An 18,763-nucleotide genomic window follows, 5' to 3' on the forward strand; every position below is an offset into this window, starting at 1 on the left:
AATTTTATAAATTAATTTACCCGCAATTTTAAAGGCAACGGGATTGCTTAATCAATCAAAATGAAATATTAATGTATTTTTATCAGCACAATAATTACTTTTTATAGTTATTCACTAATTATTAGGGCCTGTTTATCTTTCGAGGTTAAATTTGCAGCAGTGTGTTTGGTATTTAGGCAAGGCAGAGCCTATGTAGTGTGGTTATTCCCCATAAATAGGCGATAACGTGGAATAAATGCCAAACATGCGCTGCCCGAAGGGTTCTGCCTAGGGGCAATTTACTCTTTGTTACTCGGTTTTTACTTAGCCCACTAGGTTACAAACCTCACGCCGCGATTAAATAGCCCCTAGATTGAACAAATTTTAATCCTGAAAGGTCAACAGGCCCTAGGGCTTGTTTACCTTGCGAGCAAATAAACCTTAAAAACAAAAAAATCGGCCCTAAAGCCGATTTTGTATAAATTACAATCTTTGTTTAATTACTAAGCGCTAACCCGCCACTTAGGTTATAAACCGTTTTGTATCCTAGTTGCATTAAATTAGTTGCAGCAATTTTTGAGCGGTTACCACTACGGCATAATAAAATGTACTTGTTATTTTTGTTTAATTGCCCTTCAAATACCGCATTTGCCATTCTGCTAAGTGGTATATTTAATGTTTTTTCATCTAGCGTATTAAATAACTGAGCAACATTATTTGCTCCATGCTCATACGGCTCCCGAGTATCTATTAAATATGTATCGCTGGTGTTTAACATTACTTTAGCGTCATCAAAATTTAATTGCTGTGTATCAACCTCAGGTAACGCATTTACATAACCACACAATTGCGTATTATCTACTTGTTTTGAAGCGTCGTACTGCTGTTTTTGTATTGCAAATTCATCAACTGAAATACTGCCGCTCACTAACGCATCAAGAAGTGGCGTTTGGTTTTGCTGTACAGCCCAGTTCATGGCAAAACATTGTTGGTAATCGTGCCCTGAGCAAATAATGCTGGTGCTATTAAGTTGCTCGCTCATTGCTAAAATAGAGCGTGCCATTGCTTTTGCATCGCCGCCTATAAGCGATGTATTGCCAAGCCCTGCAGGCAGTATTAAATCACCACAAAAACAGTAACGCGTTTCGCCATTACTGTTTTTTAATAAATAACTTACACTTTCTTTGCTGTGCCCAGGTGTAACTACTTTTTCAAGTACGTCGTTTGCCAAGTTAATACTTGCTGTATTTAGCGGCCAACCTAGCGAATCAACCTCACCTTTTATAACTCTTGATGCAAGAACGCTGGTTAGTAAATTAGTCGCTGACTCTCGCTCTTGATGCAGATGAGTATTAAGCACCGCCGATATAGTTAAGTTTTGTGTATTAGCTATTTTTTCAAAGCGCGGAATAAGCTCAATAATAGGATCAATAATTACAGCGTATTTATCATCGCTTACATAAAGCCAACTACATGCACCTTGGTGCCTAAATTGAGTAAGGCCCAGTGCGCATACTTCTTGTTGTGGTGTGGTGCTGTCAGATACGATTAAACAGTTTGCCTGTAGTATTGCTTTAAGAGCGCGAATACGCACACAAGCATCATCAATATCGTGTTGTGTTGCAGCAGGTCCAAACGATAGCCTAATCGCGTTTTCGCTTTGCCACTTACTTGCACCCATTGCATCTAAAACAAAACTTGTTGATGCGCCTGTACTACAAGCCGAGCCTCCACTTACGCGAATGCCCGCAGCGTCAAATAAATCAATCACTTCTTTGCTCGTTAAATCGTTAACAGCAAAGTTAAGTGTGGTAGGCACGCTATAAGCAAAATCATGATTGAATGTAATATCGCCAAAGGTGTCTTTTATCGCGCTTTGTAACTGGCTTCGATAAGAATTAAGTACGCTAACAGACTTAAACGTGTTGTCTGATTTATCAAGCAACATACTAAATAGCTTATTTAACCCTGCAATACCGGGTAGATTTTCCGTGCCTGAGCGCATCCCACTTTCTTGACCGCCACCCGCTATAAAAGGTGTGTACGCACTGCCACTACGAATATATAAAAAGCCAATACCTTTAGGTGCATAAAGCTTATGCCCCGAAAAAGGTGCGTAATCTATTGTTGTGTCACTTAGTGCGAGCGCTTGCTTACCGAGCGCCTGCACGCAATCCACCATCCACGATACATTTTTATTACGGCTACGAATCACCTGCTCAATAGCGGGTAAATCTTGATATACACCGGTTTCGTTATTAACGGCCATGGTGCAAATCATCAAAGCGTTATCTATATGTTTAGCTATAAAATCTAAATCTAAAATACCGTTACTATCAACCGGAATAGCAAGCACTTCAGCATTAACGTCAAGTACGCTATTCCAGTGCTTAAGTGTATTTGGCACCGCTTTGTGCTCAGTAGCGCCATATAACAATACGGGGTTTTTAATCGGGTGTTTTTTAGCATCAATTAACGTAGAAACCACCGCAGTTTGAATGCCTTCTGTTGCGCCAGAAGTAAATAAAATATCGCCATTACTTGCGCCAATAACTGTGTGTGCTTTTTGACGTGTTTGTTCTAATAAATGCTTGGCTTGAATACCTGTAATGTGCGGGCTTGAAGGATTACCAAAACATATTTGCATGGTATGAGAAACAACATCAGCAATACAAGGCAACACAGGGGTCGTTGCGTTTGCATCAAGGTAAACTTGTTTTACTGGCTCATCGTGCAATAAAAACTCAGACATTAAAAAACGCACCTTATTACTAAAAAATATATCTTATTACCAATAGTACATAAATTTACAGATAATGAGTAATAATCAATTAGCACTAGAGGTGCGTTTACTATGCTTTTTTAGACTAAAAGTCTGTTTACTTAACTATTCACTGACCTCTTTACTTATCTCTTCATGCGTTGACGACCAAGCTGTTATTAGCGCTTTTACTAATGAAGCCAACGGGATGGCAAAAAATACGCCCCAAAATCCCCATAAGCCACCAAAAAATAATACCGCGACAATTATAAATACCGGATTTAAATCAACCGCCTCAGAAAATAATAGTGGCACAAGCACGTTGCCATCAAGCGCCTGAATAATTCCGTAAATAATTAAAATGGTCCAAAACTGTGTTTCTAATCCAAACTGAAACAGCGCAACTGCCGCTACCGGAATAGTGACGAGTGCCGCGCCAATAAATGGAATTAATACCGACAAGCCAACAAGCACACCAAGTAATGCGGCGTAGCGTAAATCTAAAACAGTAAATGCAATAAAAGACACACCACCAACAATTAAAATTTCAAACACTTTACCGCGAATGTAATTCATAATTTGTTGATTCATTTCATGCCACACTTGCAAAATTAAGCGTCGTTGCTGCGGGATCAGTTTAGCAATACTCCCCGTTAGCTCCAGCTTATCTTTAAGCATAAAAAACACCAGTAACGGCACAAGTACTAAATATATAAGCCATGCAACAACATCTTTTAATGACGTAAGTGAAAACGACAATACAGTTTGACCAAACTCAATGATTTTAGCTTCTACCGTTGCAACAATAGCTTGTACTTGATCTATGTTAATTAAACTTGGGTATTGTTCAGGTAAAGCCATTAAATAAGACTTCCCTTGCTCTAACATATGCGGGGTTTCTTGCACTAAGTTACTGGTTTGCTTCCAAAGCACTGGGCCAATAACCAAAATAAGGGTGAGCATAATGCTAATAAATATCAACATTACAATAATCGTTGCAGTAAAACGTTTTAAGCCAACGCGCTCTAAATGAACAACCGGCCAATCAAGTAAATAAGCAATAACCAATGCTACAAGCACAGGAACAATTAACGAGCCAAAAAAGTAAAGTAAGGCCACTGAGGCCAATAATAAAAATAATAAGGTAGACGAGTGAGGATCCGAGAACTTCCTTTCGTACCATGTTTTTACGTATTCAAACATGTAATGGCTCCACTAATAACAACCCACGTTGTTTATCAAAATTGTAACTATAAGCATTTTTTTGCAAAAAACGTTCAATATCGTTCGCACTTTCACCTTTATTAAGACTAAAAGTGATACGTTGTTTTGAAGATTGCGCACTTCGTAGCGCAAGTTTAAACTGCACAAATTGCTGAGGGCATTTAAACTCTTTTAAATCGCGCTCTACCATAACTACTTTATCCGTATAGTAAATGAATAATAAGTCGCATATTTACGGTCAATATACTTATATACCCAAACCGTTGTAACTTTTTGTTAAAACAATACCTGCAATAGTTTATCCTTATAACATAACTAGCAGTAAGGATAAGTTAATGCCTGGCACGCATAATAAAGCGCAACTACCCAGTAATCCAACACTCAAAGAGATTAATTGGTTTAAAAAGCAAATTAACTGGGGCGAACTACCTCCTTTTTATCACCTTGTTGCCTCATCAATAAGCGAATCAGAAGGGATTTTAGATCATGGATTCGATAATGCAGTTAAACAACTTATAGATAAACGCAATTGGAACTTAGATTTATTAGAAGGCCATGAAGACAGCCTTGGTGTAATACACACTAAACATAAGCCACGTATTGCGCTGCACCAAGTTTTTACCGACAGAGGCTTTGAGCTATGGGCACAGCCTTATGCTAAAGATGTTATTGTTGATCAATACATAAAAAATAATCGCTTTATGGAGTTTAGAGTGTGGGATCCGCATTCAATGAAAAACCTGATCAGAATAAGTCAGTTACATAAGTTTATTGGCTTTTATTTTGAACGGGGCGACAAAGCAGATAAAGCCATTATTTTACATGCACATAAAGTAGTACATAAAATTATTACTTTTTTGCAGCGAGAATTGAACGTTGTAAAGCTTGATGGAGTCACAATAAAAGAACTATACCAATTGTGCGAAAAAGACAGCCGTGCAAGCAGTGACGAAATAGACATAGCCAAAATTGCAATTGGCGAACAAATTAACAAGGAATAAAATGCAGCTAAAATCAGCATTTATCACTTTATGCAGTGCCGCGCTTACGTTTAGCTTATTAGTAAGCGAACCTTTAAAAGCGCAAACCAATTTTACACTTCCTGATTTAGGAACATCTGCATTACAAGCACTGCCACTTGAAAAAGAACAAGCTATTGGCGAAGTAATGATGATGCAAATACGAGGATCATCACCAGTTATAAACGACCCTGTGCTAGATGAATACCTCACAACTATTGGCCGTAAACTTGTTGCTAATGCTAACGATGTACGTTTTCCGTTTTCGTTTTTTTGGATAAATAACTCAGAAATAAATGCCTTCGCCTTTTACGGTGGACACGTGGGTGTGCATACAGGGTTAATAGCTCAAGCCGATAACGAGAGCCAGTTTGCTTCGGTACTTGGTCACGAAATTGCTCACGTAACACAGCGCCACTTAGCACGTAGAATACAGCAGCAACAAGATAACAGCGCGCTGACAATTGCCGGTATGATTGCAGGTATATTAGCAACCGTTGTTGCACCCGACGCGGGTATTGCCATTATATCAGCCAGCCAAACACAATCAGCTTTTAGCCAGTTAACACATAGCCGCTCAGCTGAGCAAGAAGCTGACCGCATAGGCATGCAAACACTTAATAATGCAGGATTTGATCCCCGTGCATCGAGTGAGTTTTTAACTAAACTTGCAGCGCAAATTCGCTATAAATACAAGCCACCAGCATTTTTGCTAACTCACCCATTACCAGAGAGTCGTGTATCAGATGTACGTTTGCGTGCAGAGCAATTTCCTGTGCGCCTTATGAATGCGAGCCTTGAGTTTAATTTAGCAAAAAGTCGAGTGCTTGCCCGCTATGACAACAAACCAGAAAACGCAGAAGATCTATTTCGAAAGCTACTGCGCGAAAACACCTACAACAACACTGCATTAAAGTATGGCTTAGCCATAAGCTTGCTTGATCAAAAAAAGCTTGATGAAGCAGCGCCAATATTAGACGAGCTTTTAAAAAACGATCCTAAAAACTTATTTTATATAGATACCCATACCGATTTACTTATTGCACAAAAAAAGGCAGACGAAGCCGTTAAGTTTTTAGCGGATTTAAATCAGTATCGCCCTAATAATCAGGTAATTACACTTAACTATGCCAACTCAGCACTTGAAGCTGAGCAATATGAGCTTGCTGAAAATATTTTAAAGAGTTTTTTACTCGAAAAGCCAGATCATAACTTAGGCAAACAACTCCTTGCAGACGCGTATAAAAAACAAGATAAATTAGCCTCTTATCACGAAGCTAACGCCGATGTATTAGCGCAATATGGTGCTTATTTGAAAGCCGCAGACGAAGTACAAAAAGCACTAAACTTTGTAGAGCCTACTCAACTTGTAAAGCAACAACGTTTAAAAGCACTACTTACCCAGTATCGACTTTTACAAAAAGAGCTTGCAAGACTTTAAGTCTGCAAGCGCTTACCCTAAAATAGACGCAATTCACACTTTGGAATCATTTTATGTCTGTTACTATTTACCACAACCCACGTTGTTCTAAATCACGCGAAACGCTAGCACTACTGCAAAGTAAAGCAATAGAGCCAAGTGTTGTAGAGTATTTAAAAACGCCTCTTACACACGAGCAAATTTCAACGCTTGTAATCCAACTTGGTTTTTCATCCGTACGTGAATTAATGCGCACAAAAGAAGATGACTACAAAGCGCTTAATTTAAAAGATGAAAGCAGTGAATCAGCATTAATAGATGCCATGGTACAAAATCCAAAACTAATTGAACGCCCTATTGTAGTGAATAACAATAAAGCAGCGATTGGTCGTCCACCAGAAAACGTACTAAGCGTTTTATAATGAGTGCAACCATAGTGGTGCTTTATCACTCAAGCCATGGCTCCGTTGAAGCAATGGCTCACGAAATAGCAGAGTCGATAGAGCAACAAGGCGCTACAGCACTGCTTCGCACCTTTGTGGCTAAAAATGCGCACGACATTGTGATCACCAAAGATGATTTAATAAATTGCGATGGTTTGGCATTTGGTACACCAACCCGATTTGGCATGATGGCCTCTCAAGCTAAAAGCTTTTGGGAAACCACCAGCGACTTATGGTTAAAAGGTCAGTTAATAGATAAGCCAGCGTGTGTGTTTTCGTCATCAAGCAGTATGCATGGTGGTAATGAAGCAACCTTACTTAACTTATCTCTGCCACTATTACACCACGGTATGATGCTACTGGGCGTGCCGTACGATGTACCCGAACTACTTGCAACACAAACAGGTGGAACACCATACGGTGCAACACACGTTGCTGGCAGCGCTAATAGTGCACAGCTAAGCAAAGACGAAATTAAAATATGCCAAAGCGTTGGTAAACGCCTTACTCACATTGCGAGAAAACTTAAATGAATACAGCTGACAACCCAGCTAAAAAGCCGATTACAGTAAAGTTTCAGCGTGCCGCACTATTTGGCTATGTAGGTTTACTTGTTCTTATTCCACTGTGGATGTATTTTGTGCCACCTCTAAGTGGTAATGCGAGTTTAGTGTCTTTATTTTTGCCTATTATTCCGTTACTACTGCCGTTAAGAGGCATAATTAAAGACAGTACATACACTTATGCGTGGGCTAACTTTGTTGTAATGCTGTATTTTATTCACGGGCTTACCATGCTGTGGGCAGCGCCAGATGAGTTAATTTGGGTATTGCTAGAGCTTGTGTTTGCCTCTTCAATGTTTATTGGTTGTACTTACTACGCAAGACATCGCGGACAAGAACAAGGTTTAAAAATCCGTAAGCTTAAAGAAGAACTAGCTGAAGAAAAAGCAGCAAATGAGCACGGTAAATAAGGCTTAACCATAAACGGTTATAAATACAAAAAACGCGCTTAAATTGCTTTAAGCGCGTTTTTTATTAGCTGTTTAAAAGTGACTAAACTAAATCACTTAAGGCAGCTAGCACCACAATACTCGCCAACCCTATTTGAGCAATTAAGCTAATAAACGAAAAGCCTCTAAGCACAAATAAACCCCAAGGGTGTTTAATATGTGGATATAACGCACAGCGTTTTAAAGTGGTCGCAAAGAAAAAACAAATCACTGCCGCCATAGTTAAACTCAGCGTCAGCTCACTTTTAATAGAGAGTGTTTCATCAAAAAAGAAGAACAACTGCAAAGGCAGCAATATAGTGACAATAGCGTGCAGCACATGTACTTTTTTTATGCGATCGAACTGCCCTTCCGGCGAAAGCTCTTTAATACCAAAGTCACGCTCTAAGCATTTAACTAAGTTATTAGCTTTAATACTAACCGCCAAACGGTAACAACTTAAACCTTCTTTATTGCGCGCTCTAAAGTTATAGCCCGCTTTAATAAGCAGCACCATTAACGATTCATTTTTAGCAAATACAGCGTAATGAAGTGCTGTGTTACCTAAATTATCAACCGCTTTTTTGTCTTGCTTTGCAAGTAGCGTTTCAACCACATTTACAAAGCCTTTTTCGGCGGCCCACATAAAAGCTGTTTTATTGTTTTCATCAGCAAGAACACCCGTAGCGCCTTGCTCAATAAAACGCATTGCCATTGTTTGCTTGGCTGTTTTTTTACGTAGGTGCGTTAATAATGCTTTTTCTAGCAGTACAACAGAGTCAACATCAGGAGAAACCTGTGTAAGCAACGTAAAATAGTCTTTACCCGCTGCTACTTTTTCGCTGGCAAGTTCAGAAAGAGTATCTAAGTCAGCAATAGACTCTGGAATAAACGCACTTAAGCGCTCTCTAAAATCAACTTCTTTCCAAAGGGCTAATGTATCTTTTGCCGAAAGTTTACTTTTATTATTTAGCGCATGCTCAATTAACGTGAAATAGCGTTTACTAAAAAACAAATCGACTAAAGACAGTGGCGTATCTATGGTATTTTGTGCAGCCACGCTTGCGTATTTTTCAAGGCGCTGGCATAGCATAAGCACTAAGCTTTCAGGGGTGTATTCATTATCGTAGTAATGGCTTTTAACCGCACTAATATACGCTTGTGCGTCTTCGTCATATTCAGAGATATGTTGAAAGTAACATTCTTCAAATGGTTCTAGTGGGGTTAGCCATGCCAAATAATAAATAGGCGGTAACACGGTGGTGCATACACCATCGTCTTCATTTGTAGAACGACAAGCAGGCCAAGCTTCCAAAGCATCTAAAATAAAGGCACCGTTTTGTTCTACCAGTCCTTTAATAAGTAATGGGTATTCCTTTGGCCAAATCAGTACATTTTCCATTAAAACAACACAACTCCAGTGTGGCTTGGGGGTGGTAAGTTATATCAGTTTTTAGCTGACACCACGCTTAATCAAAGTGTCGATATTCTAGCACACCTTTGTTTTGCTGCTAGCGCAAAATTACGCAATAACAACAATCCTTTACTTACAAATATAAAAACGGCCAAGTACATAAGTAATTGGCCGTTTTTGAGGTTGGAGTTGGGCTTAATCAGAGCCAGACAAATAGTCTATTTACCTTTTAACTCGCTAATAACTTGATCTAAACCCACTTCAGAAATACGTTGAATAATCTCTTTTTGCTTAGCACTTAATAGTGAAATGCCTTCGGCAACAATATCGTATACTTTCCACTCATCATTTTTACCTAAACGAAGCTTAAAACTTAAGTCGATTGTAGGCGCATTTGGCTCAATAATTTGTGTATTAACTGTTGCGTACTCAGAGTCACTTTTTGCGTTATTACGCTCAAATACTACTTTTTGACCTGTGTACTTCATTAGTGCACCAGCGTATGTGCCTGTTAAGTAATGCTCTACTGCATCTATAAATTGAACAGCCTGTTCGCGCTCAATGCCTTTAATGTGCTTACCTAATAATTTAAACGACACAAACTTAACATCAATATGTGGCATTAAACGTTTTTCAACAATGGCAGCCATCGCTTCTTTGCTTGCTGTGCCTTTTGAATTTACTTGGCCAATGTCTGCAAATAGCTTATCGGCTACTGATTCAAGTAACTGATCTGGCGATTGCTGAGTTTGTGCAAATAACGAACTACTAAAAAAAGCAGTGGCTAAAACGAATAGTTTAAAGAGTTTCATAATTGTATATGTCTGTGTGATTAAGATGGCTGTAATTTACGCGAACTATACGCAATAAAAAAGGCACAAATAAGCAACTTATTAATGCCCAAATCGCACCAATAAAATAACTAAAATAAATTCAAGCAGTTAGAAACCTCCATTAACAGGTCATATACAACCGGCATTTTGTCCTCATTGTAATTGTTAATAGGTCGCCCTTATCATTTAGTTATCACTTGAATCAGACAAACATTTGGCACCTATGAAAACGTCACTTAAAACACTTATTATCTCTTTTGTATTAGTAGCTTCACTTTTTGGCAAACTTGCTTTTGCTCAATCGAACCACGGTTATGCCGTTGATTTTCTCAAAGGCGAAGGTAACGTAAACGGCGTTAAGCTTGCGTATCAGTATCATGCACCTAGCATGCAAAATATAATTGGTGATGCACGCTTTTACTTTGAAACCAGCGTAAATATGTGGGAATACCGCCACGGCGATGAAACACAATCAAACCTAGTACTTGCTATGTCACCTGTGCTGCAATTTCCTGCTTTTAGTTTTAACAACACCCCATTTTATGTAGAAGCAGGCATTGGTGTATCACTGATTGATGAAACGCAGTTTGCCGGTAAAAACATAAGTACTCACTACCAGTTTGAAGACCGCATAGGCCTTGTTGCCGACTTTGGTCATACTAACGTTGCCCTTAGAGTTATTCACTATTCAAACGCAGGCTTTAAAGAGCCAAACCCAGGGCTTAACTTTTTAACGCTTTCGGTAGCTAGACGTTTTTAAGGTTATTGATTGTGTTTAAAGTTATTGATTGCGTTTAAAATTATTGATTGTGTTTTGAGTAATTTAATTGCTGTTATAGCGTAAAACAGTCACACTTAAACGTACTAAATATTAAGTGATACTGCGATGCAAACTTGGCATATTGTAATTATTGTCGCCGTTGTTTTTGCCATTATTATTGGTAATATTGCGCTAATTAGACTCTCTGCAAAAACGGAGTTTAAAAAGCCCAACGCCAATATTAAAAATACAACAGACACAAAAAAGCCCTGATTAATCAGGGCTTTTTTAATAATACCAATTCGCTTAATTATATTTTCGTTAATTTAGCCTACTAACCAATGCGCCATTAGCGCAATAACAGGTAAAGTAATTAGCGTTCGCAAAATAAATATAATAAACAACTCTAAAATATTTACCGGTATTTTACTGCCAAGTAAAAGTGCGCCCACCTCAGACATATAAATAAGCTGAGTTACACTCATTGCGGCAATAATAAAGCGCGTTACATCACTTTCAATTGTTCCTGCTGCTAATATTGACGGAATAAACATATCAGCAAAACCAACCATAATAGTTTGCGACGCTGCTGCCGCTTCGGGTACTTGTAATAACTCTAAAAATGGCACAAATGGCATACCTAAATACTGAAATATAGGCGTATGCTCAGCAATGATCAGTGCAAATGTACCTACCGCCATAACCACAGGCAATACACCAAACACCATATCAAGCGCGTTATGTAAGCCCTCTTTTATAGTACCTTTAACACCCGTTGAGTTATCTGCTTTAGCTAATGCAACATCTAACGAGTGACCAAATAAGGTTTTATGACCCGGAATTGTTTCAGCGTCTCTATCTGGCTCAGTACCATCAATCAGTAAGTCTTTTTTAAAGCGCAGTGGCGGTAATCGCGGCACAATAATAGCGGCAACAATACCGGCTAAACATACCGTTGCGTAAAACGGTGCAAATAAGTATTCAAGTTTAACTTGCCCAAGCACCACTAAACTAAACGTAATTGAAACCGCTGAAAACGTAGTACCAATAATAGCCGCTTCGCGTTGTGTATAGTGCTTTTGATCGTACTGCCTTGCAGTCATCAAAATACCCACACTACCATCACCTAACCACGATGCAGTACAGTCAACCGCACTTCTACCCGGTACACCAAATACAGGGCGCATTACTTTAGTCATTAACGTACCAGCAAGCTCTAGTAGACCAAAGTTAATTAGTAGCGGCAGTAATAAGCCCGCTAAAATAAATACCGAAAACAACACTGGCAGTAAGTCATTTAATACCAGCGCGCCAGTATTGGCCGAGGTAATCATCTCGCTGCCTAGGCTTAAGTACGTCATTAAACCAAACGCCATACCAAATAAGCGCACCACCAGCCATGTCCAGCTCACGTCAAATAAATGCTTTAACAAAGGTGAGTTACATATAGCGGCGGGTTTAAACACTTTAGTAATTACAGAAATAACCCCTGTAATACAAATAATGAGAGTAATAATTGCTTGAGCAGAGCCAAGCATCATTGCTTGAACCGCTTTTGCCATAACGGCAATAGGAATGGTCATCCCTTGCGAGGTACTAATGGGTGTCATAAATAAAAACACACCAATTAACGAAGGAACCAAAAAAGTAAACCAAGTGCGCCACGTGTAGTGTGAACGATGAGGTAGCTGAGACATATTTATTAACCTATAAAAACCACAAAAAGAGCATAGCGCTCTTTTTGTGGTAAAACTTATTATTATTTAAATTTTAATGCCGCGCTGAATGAGTGCTGCTTCTAATGCTTGTTGTAAACCATTCATAGTACCTGGCTCAAGCGTTTCGCCTTTGTCATCCATCCACGTTAAGCTAGTACCGCCTTCTTTAGTTTTACTTACTAAAATTTGGTATTGGCCTTCATCAATAGGTAGTTGAGCTACGTCATCACCCCAAATTGAATCCCAAACACTTGTTTCTGGTTTAGTGTAATCAGCAGTAATTAAGCCCGTATCTGGGTTAATTTCAACAATAGTGAACGACAAGCGCTCTAAAAATCCAGAGAAACGGTCAAACACAGCTTCGTAAGATTGCTCAGTTACAAGTGCTGCATTACCTTTGTTATCAAAGCCCATTTCAAGAGAAATAATACCTTGGCGTTTACGCATATCAACTTCAAGTTGACGGTAACGGTAATCAAACTCGCTCACTACTTGGTTAAGCGCACGTACTTCTAACTGCTGCTTTAACAAATCAGTTAGCGTATGGTCGCCTTTAAAATCAATCAGCTCTACACGTAAAGACGCAGTACGCTGATGTGACTTTTCTTCAATAGTGAATCTAAATTTTTCTAAGTCATCGTTAACTTCATCGCCCCACCACCAAAAACCTTCTTCGGTTTTAATGATTGAGTACCAATCAGTTTCAATAGTACCTAGTAGCTTGTCTTCTTTAGTGGTTCCTGCATTGTTATCAGCGAGGACTGATTGAATCGTGTCCCAAAGAAATTCATCTAAATCAGCAATGCCATCGTTTTTATCAAAATAAATACGCGCTTGTTTATCTGTCTCTTCTACCCAACTGCCTTTAGCAATTGTTAATACTTGTGCCGGTGGGCGGTAATTTGTAGCTTCAGGATTGTTGTCGTATTGACCTACATCCATTTTATAAACTGGGTCTTGAGCTGGTTGAGATAACGACGTTGGTGCTTTTACAGGCTCATGCGTACGATAGTTACGTTCGTCATGTGCCTTATTAATAAATACACTACACCCTGATAAACTTACCAATACACTTACTGCAAGTGCTTTTGGGATCCAATACTGCACAGATATTTCTCCTTAGCATACCCTTTAATTGTTTTAACAAATATATGAGTGGGTAATGCCGATTTGGTTCAGTGTAAAATCAATATTAACTTTACATTTATTATTTGGCTGCCTAAATGCAATAAAGTTCAGCACTTCAACTTAGTAATAAAACTAAGCGCAAATAAGCAAATTTTAGCTATGGTACTTTCCCGTGCCAGTAAAAACAAGAAACACCGCACTTTAAAAGCGCTTAATTAGCGTGTGCTGTAGTTTAGAGCCCTTTTTGTGTTAAACTTCGCCGCCGTGCAACTTCTTGTGTGTATTTTTGGTGTTGCCAACTCGGTTGATATAATCCAAGTAACAAGGTATTTGAACTCATGACTGCATTTTCAAATCATCAAATTGTTTTAACAGCGATTGGCGAAGACAGACCCGGTATTGTAAGTGAACTAACCCAACTGGTTAGCGATTGCCACTGCAACATTATTGACAGCCGTATTGCTATTTTAGGCTGCGAATTTACCTTCATAATGCTACTTAGCGGCGACATGTCGGCAATAAGCCGCATAGAGCACGTACTGCCAACTAAAGCCATGGAACTTGGCCTGCTAACCATGATGAAGCGTACAGCGAGTCATACTCCTAGCGAATTTTGTGCAGGTTACACACTAGAATACACTGGCATAGACACCCCAGGCACATTGAGCAAAGTAACGCGCTTTTTTGCCGACAATAATATTAGTATTTGCTCACTTAAGTCAGACACTTATTCCCAAGAAGACAACATTAAAATGCGTTGTGAACTTGAATTCAACATACCTGTTGATGTAGATATAGATCAATTTAAAATTAGTTTTGAGAGCCTTTCTCACACGCTAAACGTAGATTATATTTTTAAACGAATTCGTTAAGGATGCTAAACATGAACACAATTAGTCCATTACAAGCTGGCGATACTGCACCCGCTTTTAGCCTACAAAACCAAAACGACGAAACAGTAACATTAAGCGAGCTGTTAAAAGAGCAACAAGTGCTTGTGTACTTTTACCCTAAAGCGTCAACGCCGGGCTGTACTGTACAAGCCGAAAACCTACGCGATGAGCAAGCACAGCTTGCTAAATTTAATACCCGCGTTGTAGGTATTAGCCCAGATCCAATTAAGCGCCTTAAAAACTTTGAAACTAAAAAAGAGCTTAATTTTGATTTATTAGCCGATGAAGACCACGCCATTGCTGAAGCATTTGGTGTATGGGGCTACAAAAAGTTTATGGGTAAAGAGTACGATGGTATTCACCGCCTAACGTTTTTAGTAGGCCAAGACGGTAAAATAAAACACCTATTTGATAAGTTTAAAACTAAAGATCATCATCAAGTAGTGTTGGATTATTTAGCTGCAGAATAAGCTAGCGGCTAAGTAAGTTAGCTACCAGCTATTAGACAAATACAGAAAAGCGTTGCTCAAGGGCAACGCTTTTTTTATGCCTATACATTTGCGCTATATAAAAACTTAAATAGTAATTGAGTAAATAATTTGTTAAAACTGCCAAAGCACTTATTATTAGCACCTTGCCAATTGGATATTTAAACCTTGAATAAAAGCCTAAAATTTAAACTTTATTTAACTGCATTAATCATCTGTATTATCGGTTTTAATTTTTCAGAGCCAAGTATGCAATTTTACTCAAACCCGTTTTATATCGGTAGTTTTGTTTTTGCCATTGCGCTTATAATCTCTGTAATTAATTACGCCTGCCCTGCCTGTAAGAAAAACCAAGTAATGCGCTCTATTTCTAGTTATAAGCTTCCCACTAACGATTGTTATAATTGCGGGAAAGAGATTGATGAGAAAAGTAATTAAATAGACAGGGTTATTACTGGAGAGTCTGGTATTCAGGGTTATTTATAAAGCCACTTGATATATATTAAGTTGTTGTCGTGTATTACCAACCGATACAAAGTTTGGAATAGTACCAACTAAACTTGCACCTGATTTTAAAGCAATTTTAATGCTAGCTACATTTTGTTCTAAGCATCTAAACTCAATTACTTTAGCGCTTGTATTTTTGAGTATGATTGGCACTCTTGTAATTACTTGACTGATAATACCATTTCCTTGTGCATCATTACTTAACCAGTAACCAAGCTCCGCTACATTCAACTCAGGACAAATAGACTTAACTGCAAAAATACCACTCAGATTATCTTTATAATAAATTTTAAACCACCGCGAACCATTTAGCCCGCTGTTTACTCTGTCGAGTATGTACTTTTTAGCTGATTCAATATTGTTTACCCCTTCTACCCAAGGCAAAAACTTACCTAAACTTGCCCGACTTAAATTAACAGTCTTTAAAATGTCCGCAGCATCGCTTTCCACTAAAGGAGCTAATTTAATGTGTTCTGCAATTTGGATATGCAAGTGTTCTTCCTTGTGAGTATTTAATGACATAAATGAAAAGCGAAACATAAATAAACCTTATCTTAAGTACATGTTTGACCACACACTTTAAGACATATAATCTGTATTTTATGCTATTAAACAACGAGGATGTATTTGTGGCAAGAAGAGGTGGTGGTTTAAGGACTGCAATTAAAATAGTAAAGGCTATTGATAGAGCCAATAAAAATGCAGCAAGGGAGTCTGAGCGAAAAAGAAAAACATTATCAAGGGAGAAAGAAAGGGCTCTCCGAGAGCAGCAACGTGTAAATAAACATAAACAACGTGAGGCAAAAAAAACTGAACGTTTAAGCGTTTTGGAAGAGAAAAAAGCTTTTAAAACCTCGATGTCTGATGCTCAGCAAGAGTACCTAGAGAGATGTAAAGAACGATCTGAACTAAGAAAAAAATATATACAAAAGGAGTTAAAATAATATTATGGATAACTACACAATAATCATTTCAGTAGCGTCTATTATTGGTATCATTGTCGCTTATTTCATTGCAAATAATCAGGCAAATAAAAAATTATCAACATTCAAATCATTAAACGAAGCATTAATAATAACCAATAAAGAGTACGAAGAGCTTAAAAGCCAGTTACAAGAAAGTACTGCATTACTTTCTCAGTTAAATAAAGATACTGAAGCTCTTCAAGAACTAAAAAGAAATGAAACAAACTTAAAAAATGACTTAGAAAAATACACTGAAAAGTTGTCTTCATTAAAAATACAAGTCGAAGACACGCATTCAAAACTGTCAAATAATAAAGATAATATAGCTGAGTTAATGAGTAAATTAGACCTTTATACTCGTAACGAAGAATACATTGCTTACGGTCACTTCGAGACTCCAAAATATCTTTATGAAACTTCAGCTCGGTTTGCCGAAGAAATTAAAGATATTAGGCTGCAACAAAAAGATATGATTAGAGATAAAGTTGCTATTACTTACCCAGCATCTACCGTAATCTCTAAAGATAAGGCCTTCAATAAAAAAATATTGGAAGGACAAGTCAAGCTAATGCTAGCTGCTTTTAATATCGAATGTGATTTTTTAATTGGTAAACTTAGCCCTAGTAATTATGCAAGGACATTGGAACGTATTGAGAAGCTTGCAAATTCAATTGAAAAATTAGCAAGTACATATGAATGTGGCTTTGATATAGATTATATCGAATTAAAGTTCGAAGAGTGCAATTTACAATATCAATACGCTCTGAAAAAACAAGAAGAAATACTAGAGCAAAAACTTATAAAAGAGCAAATGAGGGAAGAACAGCGAGCAATTAAGGAGTATGAGAAAGCAATTGCTGAAGCCGAGAAAGAAGAACAAATGTATAGAAAGATGCTTGATAAAGCTAGAGAAGAACTTTCTGGCGCTTCTGAAAGCGAACGAAAAATTATGGAAGATAGAATCTTTATTTTAGAACAGCAACTTTCAGAAGCCGAATCCAAAGAAGCAAGAGCAAAAAGTATGGCAGAGCAAACTCGCAAAGGCCACGTATATATAATTAGCAATATTGGTTCATTCGGTGAAGATGTATATAAAATAGGTTTAACTCGACGCTTAGAACCAATGGATCGAGTAAAAGAACTTGGTGATGCTAGCGTTCCTTTCCCATTCGATGTACATGCAATGATTTATGTTGAAGATGCCCCTGCACTTGAAGCGGCTTTACATAGAGAGTTTAATTCACAACGTGTTAACTCCGTAAATTTGAGGAAAGAGTTCTTTGAGGTTGACCTTGAATCAATACGTGAAGCTGTAGAGAAAATTGCAGGGATAGAGGCTGAGTTTAAATTAACTGCAATCGCTGAAGATTATTACGAAAGCTTACGATTACAACAAGCCGCTTAGGCTCTCAGGACATAGAACAACTTTAAAAACCAAATTATAGCTCGGCTGTTTTGAGAAGTATCACCAATGTCGGATAAAACCTTTTTTATCCGACAAATATAATTCATGATTGTTGGGTAATAATAACGCTGACCCCCATCCTAACTCCCTTCGCGAATAACGATAAAACGTGGACTTTTGGTTCAAAAATTAGCTTAAGTAGCAGCTTGGCTTGTTCAATTAAGATACCCGCTTTTTTATTGTTAATATTGGCTTAAAATTATGATTTTAATATAAATAAAAACATAAAAAGTTATATAAACTAGTTATTTATATTTGCCGAAATTCAAATAAGTTACTGTGTCGGATGGCGCTTCGCTTATCCGACCTACATTTTCAAATATATAATGCGGGGTTATTGGGGGCGTGGTATTGGAGGTTCGTTGGAGTGTAGTGGCATAGTTAATTTGGCCACCCATTAAGAAAGAAATGTTATGCTGATAAGCATACAAATTTGGGTGAAAAAATGACGAAATTAAAACGTGCAACGTTATTCTGCAGCAATCAAATTAGAAACAGCTCAGCTTGTAGTTGACCAAAGTTATACTCAAGAAGAAGCAGCCAAAGCGATGGGTGTGGGTAAATCAACCGTTAGTAAGTGGGTTACTCAATTAAAGCAAGAGCGTAATGGCCAGCCACCATCGGCTTCGCCAATGACGCCCGAACAAATTGAAATCCGCGAACTTAAAAAGCAAATCCAACGCATTGAATTAGAAAAGGATATATTAAAAAAGGCTACCGCTCTCTTGATGTCCGACTCCCTGAACAATTCTCGT

At 38.1% G+C, this 18,763-nt stretch carries 19 protein-coding genes and 1 pseudogene; 12 read left to right on the top strand and 8 right to left on the bottom strand.

The annotated features are described in order from the left end of the window. Nucleotides 1-475: 475 nt before the first annotated feature. The 3 genes from CXF89_RS08275 to CXF89_RS08285 form a co-directional block, all read right to left on the bottom strand. A complete protein-coding gene (locus tag CXF89_RS08275) occupies nucleotides 476-2,731 on the bottom strand; it encodes an aminotransferase class V-fold PLP-dependent enzyme (protein ID WP_121954331.1) in 2,256 nt (751 codons plus the stop codon). Between the two features lie 135 nt (nucleotides 2,732-2,866). Continuing rightward, nucleotides 2,867-3,943 (bottom strand): AI-2E family transporter, encoded by a 1,077-nt coding sequence (locus tag CXF89_RS08280; RefSeq protein WP_007581049.1) that lies wholly within the window; start codon nucleotides 3,941-3,943, stop codon nucleotides 2,867-2,869. Beyond that, on the bottom strand, nucleotides 3,936-4,154 hold the full coding sequence (locus tag CXF89_RS08285; protein ID WP_002961455.1) for a sulfurtransferase TusA family protein: 219 nt from the start codon (nucleotides 4,152-4,154) through the stop codon (nucleotides 3,936-3,938). Before CXF89_RS08285 ends, CXF89_RS08280 begins: the two co-directional genes overlap by 8 nt. Before the next feature lie 145 nt (nucleotides 4,155-4,299). Here CXF89_RS08285 and CXF89_RS08290 point away from each other — a divergent pair, with 145 nt between their 5' ends. The 5 genes from CXF89_RS08290 to CXF89_RS08310 are packed head-to-tail and all read left to right on the top strand — an operon-like array spanning nucleotide 4,300 to nucleotide 7,819. Further along, nucleotides 4,300-4,965, top strand: a complete 666-nt coding sequence (locus tag CXF89_RS08290) for a hypothetical protein (RefSeq protein WP_007581045.1) — start codon at nucleotides 4,300-4,302, stop codon at nucleotides 4,963-4,965. A gap of 1 nt (nucleotide 4,966) precedes the next feature. Further along, nucleotides 4,967-6,424: a beta-barrel assembly-enhancing protease gene (locus tag CXF89_RS08295; RefSeq protein ID WP_007581042.1), complete on the top strand. Its 1,458-nt coding sequence runs from the start codon at nucleotides 4,967-4,969 to the stop codon at nucleotides 6,422-6,424. 53 nt (nucleotides 6,425-6,477) lie between these two features. Then, nucleotides 6,478-6,825 (top strand): arsenate reductase (glutaredoxin), encoded by a 348-nt coding sequence (gene arsC / locus CXF89_RS08300; protein ID WP_007581040.1) that lies wholly within the window; start codon nucleotides 6,478-6,480, stop codon nucleotides 6,823-6,825. After that, on the top strand, nucleotides 6,825-7,379 hold the full coding sequence (gene wrbA, locus CXF89_RS08305; protein ID WP_007581039.1) for an NAD(P)H:quinone oxidoreductase: 555 nt from the start codon (nucleotides 6,825-6,827) through the stop codon (nucleotides 7,377-7,379). Before arsC ends, wrbA begins: the two co-directional genes overlap by 1 nt. Continuing rightward, on the top strand, nucleotides 7,376-7,819 hold the full coding sequence (locus tag CXF89_RS08310; RefSeq protein WP_010555075.1) for a DUF2069 domain-containing protein: 444 nt from the start codon (nucleotides 7,376-7,378) through the stop codon (nucleotides 7,817-7,819). The genes wrbA and CXF89_RS08310 overlap by 4 nt, the downstream gene beginning before the upstream one ends. An 82-nt stretch (nucleotides 7,820-7,901) precedes the next feature. Here the strand turns inward: CXF89_RS08310 and CXF89_RS08315 are convergent, their stop codons facing one another. After that, the gene (locus tag CXF89_RS08315; protein WP_010555074.1) at nucleotides 7,902-9,239 is read right to left on the bottom strand and encodes an ankyrin repeat domain-containing protein; all 1,338 of its coding nucleotides are present in this window, start codon (nucleotides 9,237-9,239) and stop codon (nucleotides 7,902-7,904) included. Nucleotides 9,240-9,469: 230 nt separating this feature from the next. After that, nucleotides 9,470-10,063, bottom strand: a complete 594-nt coding sequence (locus CXF89_RS08320; RefSeq protein WP_121954332.1) for an MlaC/ttg2D family ABC transporter substrate-binding protein — start codon at nucleotides 10,061-10,063, stop codon at nucleotides 9,470-9,472. Nucleotides 10,064-10,307: 244 nt separating this feature from the next. On the opposite strand from CXF89_RS08320, the gene CXF89_RS08325 reads away from it, so the two are divergent. Beyond that, the gene (locus tag CXF89_RS08325) at nucleotides 10,308-10,844 is read left to right on the top strand and encodes an acyloxyacyl hydrolase (protein WP_101217409.1); all 537 of its coding nucleotides are present in this window, start codon (nucleotides 10,308-10,310) and stop codon (nucleotides 10,842-10,844) included. A gap of 126 nt (nucleotides 10,845-10,970) precedes the next feature. Then, nucleotides 10,971-11,117 (top strand): DUF2897 family protein, encoded by a 147-nt coding sequence (locus tag CXF89_RS08330; protein ID WP_121954333.1) that lies wholly within the window; start codon nucleotides 10,971-10,973, stop codon nucleotides 11,115-11,117. 53 nt (nucleotides 11,118-11,170) lie between these two features. Here the strand turns inward: CXF89_RS08330 and CXF89_RS08335 are convergent, their stop codons facing one another. Further along, a complete protein-coding gene (locus CXF89_RS08335) occupies nucleotides 11,171-12,541 on the bottom strand; it encodes a YjiH family protein (protein WP_007583911.1) in 1,371 nt (456 codons plus the stop codon). A gap of 66 nt (nucleotides 12,542-12,607) precedes the next feature. After that, nucleotides 12,608-13,669, bottom strand: a complete 1,062-nt coding sequence (gene bamC, locus CXF89_RS08340) for an outer membrane protein assembly factor BamC (RefSeq protein ID WP_024591010.1) — start codon at nucleotides 13,667-13,669, stop codon at nucleotides 12,608-12,610. A 359-nt stretch (nucleotides 13,670-14,028) separates the two neighbouring features. Here bamC and CXF89_RS08350 point away from each other — a divergent pair, with 359 nt between their 5' ends. Both CXF89_RS08350 and bcp read left to right on the top strand, forming a co-directional pair. Beyond that, nucleotides 14,029-14,562, top strand: coding sequence for a glycine cleavage system transcriptional repressor (locus tag CXF89_RS08350; RefSeq protein WP_007583906.1), 534 nt, complete (start codon nucleotides 14,029-14,031; stop codon nucleotides 14,560-14,562). A gap of 11 nt (nucleotides 14,563-14,573) precedes the next feature. Next, entirely contained in the window at nucleotides 14,574-15,053 is a 480-nt protein-coding gene (gene bcp, locus CXF89_RS08355; RefSeq protein WP_002963124.1) for a thioredoxin-dependent thiol peroxidase, read from the top strand. A gap of 498 nt (nucleotides 15,054-15,551) precedes the next feature. Here the strand turns inward: bcp and CXF89_RS08365 are convergent, their stop codons facing one another. After that, nucleotides 15,552-16,118 (bottom strand): GNAT family N-acetyltransferase, encoded by a 567-nt coding sequence (locus CXF89_RS08365; protein ID WP_231621066.1) that lies wholly within the window; start codon nucleotides 16,116-16,118, stop codon nucleotides 15,552-15,554. Nucleotides 16,119-16,207: 89 nt separating this feature from the next. Between CXF89_RS08365 and CXF89_RS08370 the strand changes: the two genes are divergently transcribed. The 3 genes and pseudogenes from CXF89_RS08370 to CXF89_RS08380 form a co-directional block, all read left to right on the top strand. Next, the gene (locus CXF89_RS08370) at nucleotides 16,208-16,522 is read left to right on the top strand and encodes a hypothetical protein (protein ID WP_121954335.1); all 315 of its coding nucleotides are present in this window, start codon (nucleotides 16,208-16,210) and stop codon (nucleotides 16,520-16,522) included. 4 nt (nucleotides 16,523-16,526) lie between these two features. Beyond that, entirely contained in the window at nucleotides 16,527-17,948 is a 1,422-nt protein-coding gene (locus tag CXF89_RS08375) for an SNIPE associated domain-containing protein (protein ID WP_121954336.1), read from the top strand. Between the two features lie 505 nt (nucleotides 17,949-18,453). Then, a pseudogene (locus CXF89_RS08380) lies at nucleotides 18,454-18,763 on the top strand (transposase); the annotation flags it as partial.

The sequence above is a fragment of the Pseudoalteromonas sp. MelDa3 genome, from assembly GCF_002863625.1.
GTDB lineage: Bacteria > Pseudomonadota > Gammaproteobacteria > Enterobacterales > Alteromonadaceae > Pseudoalteromonas > Pseudoalteromonas arctica.